Annotated in this window: 6 protein-coding genes; all 6 read right to left on the bottom strand. The window is 71.2% G+C overall.

From position 1 onward, the window contains the following. Positions 1-32 precede the first annotated feature (32 nt). Complete coding sequence (locus BIU89_RS09920; protein WP_071246224.1) at positions 33-1079, bottom strand: NAD(P)-dependent alcohol dehydrogenase; 1047 nt, start codon at positions 1077-1079, stop codon at positions 33-35. 136 nt (positions 1080-1215) lie between these two features. Continuing rightward, positions 1216-2262 carry a glycerate kinase gene (locus tag BIU89_RS09915; protein WP_071246222.1) on the bottom strand — a complete coding sequence of 349 codons (1047 nt, stop codon included), beginning with the start codon at positions 2260-2262 and terminating at the stop codon, positions 1216-1218. 202 nt (positions 2263-2464) lie between these two features. Continuing rightward, complete coding sequence (locus BIU89_RS09910; RefSeq protein WP_071246318.1) at positions 2465-3586, bottom strand: FAD-dependent oxidoreductase; 1122 nt, start codon at positions 3584-3586, stop codon at positions 2465-2467. 46 nt (positions 3587-3632) lie between these two features. Continuing rightward, positions 3633-4622 carry an ornithine cyclodeaminase family protein gene (locus BIU89_RS09905; RefSeq protein WP_071246220.1) on the bottom strand — a complete coding sequence of 330 codons (990 nt, stop codon included), beginning with the start codon at positions 4620-4622 and terminating at the stop codon, positions 3633-3635. Continuing rightward, positions 4619-5521 (bottom strand): ABC transporter substrate-binding protein, encoded by a 903-nt coding sequence (locus BIU89_RS09900; protein WP_071246316.1) that lies wholly within the window; start codon positions 5519-5521, stop codon positions 4619-4621. The genes BIU89_RS09905 and BIU89_RS09900 overlap by 4 nt, the downstream gene beginning before the upstream one ends. Positions 5522-5600: 79 nt before the next feature. Further along, a complete protein-coding gene (locus BIU89_RS09895; protein WP_254791581.1) occupies positions 5601-7046 on the bottom strand; it encodes an MFS transporter in 1446 nt (481 codons plus the stop codon). Between the last annotated feature and the right edge of the window lie 58 nt (positions 7047-7104).

Here is a 7104-nt window from a genome sequence, read left to right as displayed (position 1 = left end):
TACCGGGCCTCCCGTCTGTCAGGTGGTGACGACTACGCCAGCGTGGCCGCGTCGATCACGAAGCGGTAGCGGACGTCCGAGGACAGCACGCGCTCGTAGGCCTCGTTGATCTGGTCGGCGCTGATGAGCTCGGTCTCCGGGAGGATCCCGTGCTCGGCGCAGAAGTCGAGCATCTCCTGGGTCTCCTGGATGCCGCCGATGGCGGAACCCGCCCAGCTGAGCCGACGCGGGATGAGCGCGAAGGCCGGCACCTCGAGCGGCTCGGACGGAGCGCCCACGTTGACGAGCGTGCCGTCGACCTTGAGCAGGCCGAGGTAGGCGCCCATCGGGATCTTCGCCGAGACGGTGTTGATGATCAGCTCGAAGGAGTTCGCGAGCTTCTCGAACGTCTCCGGGTCCTTCGTCGCGTAGTGGGCCTTCGCGCCGTAGCGGAGCGAGTCCTCCTGCTTGGAGGTGGTCTGCGACAGGACGGTGACCTCGGCGCCGAGCGCGACGGCGATCTTGACGGCCATGTGGCCGAGCCCGCCCATGCCGACGACGGCGACCTTGGTGCCGGGACCGGCGTTCCAGTGGTGCAGCGGCGAGTAGGTGGTGATGCCGGCGCAGAGCAGCGGCGCGACCTTCTCGATGTCGAGCGACTCGGGGACACGGAGGACGAAGTCCTCGTTCACCACGACGGCCTGCGAGTAGCCGCCCTGGGTGATCGAGCCGTCGGCCGGGTCGACGCTGGCGTAGGTGCCGATGTTGCCCTTGAGGCAGTACTGCTCCTGGCCGGCGACGCAGTTCTCGCACTCGCCGCACGAGTTCACCATGCAGCCGACGCCGACGCGGTCGCCGACCTTGTGCTTGGTGACGTTCGCGCCGACCTCGGTGACGTGGCCGACGATCTCGTGGCCGACGACCTGCGGGTACTGGATGGGGCCCCACTCACCGCGGACGGTGTGGATGTCCGAGTGGCAGATGCCGGCGTAGGCGATGTCGATCGCGACGTCGTCCGGGCCGACGTCCCGACGGGTGATGGTGGTCTTGACGAGCGGCTCGGTCGCTGACGGTGCCGCGTACGCGTTGACGGTGCGCAATGATCTCCTCGTGGGGGTGGTGCGTTGCGGGCCGGTTCCGGCCCGGAACCAGTGTGCGCGCAGCCGCGGCCGGGTGGGAGGTACAACCAGGACACCCCTGTGCCCGCGGACGGGCGCGTCGCGGCGTTCTGCTCGCTCAGGCGAGCCGGGCCAGCCGCTGCCCGGCGATCGTGGCGAAGCGCAGCGGGTCGGCGAGGGCGTCGTCGGGCTCGCCGGTGGTCTGCGTCGCGAGCACGGTGAGCGACGCGGCGGCCGCGTAGTCGTCGAGCGGGGCCTCGATCGCGCCCGCGACAAGCATCGAGCGGGCACCGGGAGCGTGCGCCGCGGTCAGGTCGCGGACCACCGAGGGCACCTTGCCGACGGCGCTCTGCCCGTCGAAGCACCCTTCGCCGCTGATCACCACATCGGCACCGTCGAGCAGCGCCGGCAGCCCGAGGACCTCGGCGACGGCCGCGGCCCCACCGGCGAGCGTGGCGCCCCACACCAGCAGGCCGAACCCGACACCGCCGGCGGCTCCGGCGCCCGGGGTGTCCGGGTCGACGTCGGGGAAGCGTGCGGCCCAGGTGGCGAGTCGGTCGTCGAAGGACGCCACACGGTCGGGCGTGATGCCCTTCTGCGGGCCGAAGACGGCTGCGGCACCGGTCGGACCGAGCAGCGGAGAGGTCACGTCGGTGAGCACGGTGACACCGAGCGGGGGGAGCGCGCGGAGGCCGCCGGTGCCGGCTCCTTCGCTGTCGAGTCCGAGCGCCTCGAGCACCGGGCGCCCGCCGTCGGTGGACGCGCTGCCCCCGATGCCGAGCACGAGTCCCGTGGCCCCGGCGTCGAGCGCAGCGGCGATCGCTTCGCCGAACCCGCGGCTCGTCGCCGTGTCCGGCATCGGTGCGTCGAGCAGGGGGAGCCCGCTCGTCGCCGCGAGCTCCACCACCGCACGGCCGTCGGGCAGCCGCAGCCAGTGGGTGTCGACCGGCGTGCCGGCCGGTCCGGTCACGGTGACGGGGACCCGGACTGATCCGGGGACGGCGGACTCGAAGGCGTCGAGCGTGCCCTCGCCGCCGTCGGCCATCGGGACGAGCACCACGTCGTCGTCGGGGCGTTCGGTCAGCCAGCCGTCGCGGACCGCCGCAGCGATCGACGCCGCCGTCGCGGTGCCCTTGAACGAGTCCGGAGCCACGATGATGCGCACGGCTCCCACCGTAGTGGCCGGTCGCCAGACGCCGGCGTGCGTGCGAGACGCCGTCGTGTGCGCGTGTGCGCGTGTGCGAGACGCCGGCGTGTGCGCAGGACGCCTCGTTGTCCTCGAGACGCCTCCGGATCCGGCGGCGTCTCGACGACATGGCGGCGTCGAACGAACACGCCGGCGTCTCGCGAACGACCGCGCGCTGGCCTCAGGGCGCGGGCACGGGCTCCGGCAGGGTGAAGCGCGGGTGCGGCACCCCGCCCGTCGCGAGGTCCGCGAGCATCTCGCCGAGCAGCGGCGCGAACTTGAAGCCGTGCCCGGAGAACCCCGTCGCCACCGTGAGCGGCCCGACCCGGTCGATGACGAAGTCCTCGTCGGGGGAGTTGTCGTACAGGCAGCTGATGAACGTCGGCTTCGTCGCGTCGACCCCCGGCACGTACCGCGCGACGTACGCCTGCAGTCGCTCGGCCTCGGCCGGCACGGGCATGAAGTCCCGGTGGTCCGGGTCGACGACGGGGCCGGTGCCGTGGAACCCGACCTTGACGCCCTCGCCCGGCGTGAGCAGCCCGTACACGTCGTCGCCGTCGGCCCAGTGCACGAAGCTCGGCCAGGCCGCGTCCGGCAGGTGGCTGGGGAAGTGGGCGGGCTGCTCCTGGGTGACGCGGATGGCCGGGAGGCCCGCCCCGCGTCCGGCGAGCAGCCCGCCGACCAGCGTGGGGGCCCACGAGCCCACCGCGGCCACCACGGACGCGGTACGGACCGCGCTGCCGTCGGACAGCGTCACGGTGACGTCGTCACCGTGGTCCTCGAGCCCGGTGACCCGCGTGTCGAACCGCAGGTCGGCGAGACCGGTCCGTTCGGCCAGCGTCAGGAACACCTCGATCGTCCGGTCGGAGCGGATGCGCCCGGCGGAGGGATGGGTCAGCACGTGCCCCTCGAACGCGATGCCGGGCCAGCGCGCCGCCGCCTGGTCCGGGGTCAGTGACTCGTGTGGGATGTCCGCGTCGGCGAGGGCGGCGGCGATCGCGTCGACGACCTCGGGCCGACCGTGGTCGACGGCCCCCGTGCGGACGACGAGCTCCTCGCCGGCGGCGGCCTCGAGCGCTCCCCACAGTTCGAGCGCCCGGGTGGTCAGGGCGACGTACTCCGGGTCGGCGTAGCCCTGCCGGAAGATCCGGGTCGCACCGTGCGAGGAACCGAGGTGGTGGCCGCGGGCGTGCTGTTCCACGAGCAGGACGCGCTCGCCGCGAGCGGTGAGCGCGTACGCGGTCGCGGCGCCGACGACCCCGGCACCGATGACGACGTGCGTTGCCGGTGCGGGGATGGTCATGTCGAGATCGTAGTCGGGCACGCCGACCCCGACACGACCGTCCCCATCAGCCGCCCGAGGTCGGCACCGTGGTCCCGAGGCCTCGTTCGCGAGCGACTTCGAGCACCAGGGCGGCGACCGCCAGATCCTGCGCACCGAGCCCGACCGAGTCGAACACCGTGACCTGGTCGTCGTCGACCCGGCCGGCGGCACGTCCGACGATGACCTCGCCGAGCTCGGTCGGGTGGAGGTCCTGCGGGAGTGCGCCCTCGACGACGGCCTCGAGCAGGTCGCCCGACTTCGACCAGGCTGTGGCCCGGCTGTCGACGAACACCGTCCCACGCGCCATCGCGGGGCCGTCGAGCTCGCGGTGGGTGGGGCGCGGACGGGCGCCGACGGCGTTCACGTGCTGGCCCGCGTGCAGCCAACCGCCCTCGACGACCGGGCGTACCGACGGCGTGAGCGTGCACAGGACGTCGCACTCCTCGGCCACCTGGCGGGGACCGCCCACCACGGTGCACTGTCGAGCGAGGTCGTCACCGACGGCCTCGAGGAACCGACCGGTCGTCGCCGCGGAGCGAGACCAGAGGAGCACCCGTTCGAAGTGCCAGACCTTCGCGAACGCGCGCAGATGCTCGACGGCGAGGTTCCCGGCGCCCACGAGCCCCAGCGTCGTGTTGTGCGATCGAGCGAGGTGCTGTGTGGCCACGACCGACGCTGCCGCCGTCCGCGCGCGGGTGATGTCCTTGCCGTCCAGCACGCCCAGACACTCGCCGGTCATCGCAGACGACACCAAGATGGTGGACCGCTGGGTCGGCAGGCCGCGGGAGGCGTTGTGCGGGATGTCCGCCATGAGCTTCACCGCCACCAGACCCAGCCGGTCGGACCGCACCGCCATCGGCAGGAACAGCGCATCGTCGGCACCGGACATGGCAACCGGGGCCGGTTGCTGCATCCGGCCTGCTCCGAGGTCGGCGTGGACGGCTTCGACGGCTTCGAGCACATCGACGTACTCGAGCGCAGCAGCGACGTCGGACGCCTCGAGGACGAGCGTCACGAGACGGCGACGGCGCTCGGCGAACCGAGGAGTTCGTCGTACGACGGGACATGCGTCGTGAGTCCGCCGTCGAACAGGATCCGCATCCACCGGTCGGACGCATCACGGTCCACGACGGCGGAGTCCCACACGCCGCCCGCCGCCATCTCGTCGGCGGCTCGTCGGAGCAGTGACTGGTCCTTGTCCGGCCAGCGTGCTGCGAGCACGGCGGTGATCTCGGCGTCGGCGTGCCCAGCGGTGATCCGCTGCATGGCCGCAGCGATGCCGTCCATGAACCGGGGCACGCGGTCACCGAGTTCCTCGATGCGGTCGGTGCGGGTGTAGTAGACGCTGTTCGGCATCACCCCGCCGGCATCGAGGTGCCGGAAGACGATCGACCCGCCGCCTGCCGCCACGAGCTCCTCGGCGGAGACGAGGTCGAGGATGATGGCGTCACCGAGGCCTCCCCGGTAGAGCTCCACGAGCATGGCGGTCGACAGGTCGCGGACGAAGCGGGTCGCTGCGACGTCGAAACCGGCTTCGCGGACGAGCCCCGCCGTGAACTCGTACGGCGCGCTGCCGCCTGCACCCGGCGCGAGCACGACCTTCCCCGCGAGCCAGTCCAGGGTGATCGGGGCAGTCTCGTTCCGCGCGACGATGGTCATCGGGAAGGCGTTGTTCAGCTGTCCGACGACCGACAACTCACGGGCGGTGCCGGCGTACATCGCCGGCACCCAGAGGCCCCCGAGCGCGAGGTGGGCTGCACCCGAGTCGATGTCGTCGAGGACGCCGGTCCACGGGTCGCAAGCGGTGGCGGTCACGGTGAGTCCGCGTTCGGCGAAGAGGCCGCCCAGGTCGGCGACGTACTCGGGCAGGTAGTTGAGGCCGTTCGCGGTCGCCGAGATCTGCAGGGTGTCCATGGTGGTGCTCCGTTCGTGGTGTGCGGTGTGCCGGGCGTTCCCCGGCACACCGCTGGATCGTGTGGGTGGATCGGGTGGTTCAGGTGGACCTGGCGGTGAGGACGTTCTCGTTCACGTCCTCGAGGGACCGACCGCGCGTCTCGGGAGCGAACCGCGACGCGATCACGAGCACCGCGTACATGGCTGCCGCGAGTCCGAAGACACCGGCGAAGGCCCAGGAACCGTAGAGCGCGATCGCGGCGAAGGGCATCACGGCGCCGGCGATGTTGCCGATCCCGTTCACGATCGAGGCGCCGGACGCTCGGATCGCCGTGGGGTAGACCTCGGCGGTCCAGGCCGCGAGCGTGGTGTTCGTCAGCATCGTGAAGAACTGGAACAGTGCGCCGAGGGCGAGGATCGCGCCGGTGTCGTTCCCGAACGCTGCGAACGCCAGTGCGGTCAGACAGCCCAGGACCCCCGCGGTGGCGATCAACGGTCGACGCCCGATGCGGTTCGCGAGCAGGGCGGCGGCGGTGCACCCGAGGAGCGAGCCGACGTTCATGATCATCGTGTACAGCAGACTCTGCGAGACGGAGTACCCGCGTTCGACGAGCAGCGTGGGCATGAGGAAGTTCAGCGTGACCTGCACCCCGAAGGCCATCCACGACGCGATCCCGATGGCGATCGTCCGGCGCAGGACCAGCCGGTGGAACACAGCTGCGGGTGAGGCGTGCAAGGACACCGGCGGGAGATCTGCAGGGCTGAGCCGGACGGGGCCGACGGCGTCCGCAGGCGGTGTCAAGGTGTTCGAGGCGAGGACCGCGAGCGAGCGGTTCGCGTCGTCGATCCGGCCCTTCGAGAGGAGCCAGCGCGGCGTCTCGGGCAACTTGCGCCGGTACAGGACGACGAACAGCGCGGGGAGCGCCAGGATCACGAAGCTCCAGCGCCAGACGTGGTCGTCGCCGCCGAGCGGCACGGCCAGCGGGCCGAGGAGGAGCAGGAAGAGCCCGTAGGAGATGAAGTTGCCGATGCCGCCGGCACCGACGTTGATCGTGGCGATGAGTCCGCCCCGGTACCGGGTGGCGACCATCTCGGACAGCATCGCGATGCCGATCATGAACTCACCGCCGACGCCGATGCCGACGATGAAACGGCTGACCAGCAGCATCTCGAAGTTCGGGGAGACAGCGCTCAGCAGGCCGCCCAGCGTGTAGACGAGCAGGTTCAGGCCGAGTGAGAACCGGCGGCCGTAGCGGTCGGCGAGCCAACCGGCGAGGAGCCTGCCGACCAACCCACCGACGACGGTCGCGGTGTTGATGGTGGAGAGCTGGACGTCGCCGATCGCGAGGGAGGCCTTGATGTTGGTGGCCATCGCGCCGATGGAGTTCTGCTCGAGGGTGTCGAAGAACTCACCGGCGAGGATGAGCATGAGGACCCAGAACTGGGCTCGTGTGAACCCGATCGAGTCGAGTGCGGAGCCGACGCCTCCGGAAGGCTGGTCGGTGGTGGTGCGTGTTGGTGCGGTGGAGCGCGTTACAGCAGACATTCGTAACTCCAGCGGGGAAGAGTGAGCGGTGCACCGTGCGGTCACTCTTTTGTATACG

Origin of the sequence: Curtobacterium sp. MCBA15_005, from assembly GCF_001864855.1 — a bacterium.
GTDB lineage: Bacteria > Actinomycetota > Actinomycetes > Actinomycetales > Microbacteriaceae > Curtobacterium > Curtobacterium flaccumfaciens.
Note: the sequence above shows the minus strand (reverse complement) of the source record. Positions and strands in the feature narration are given on the sequence as shown.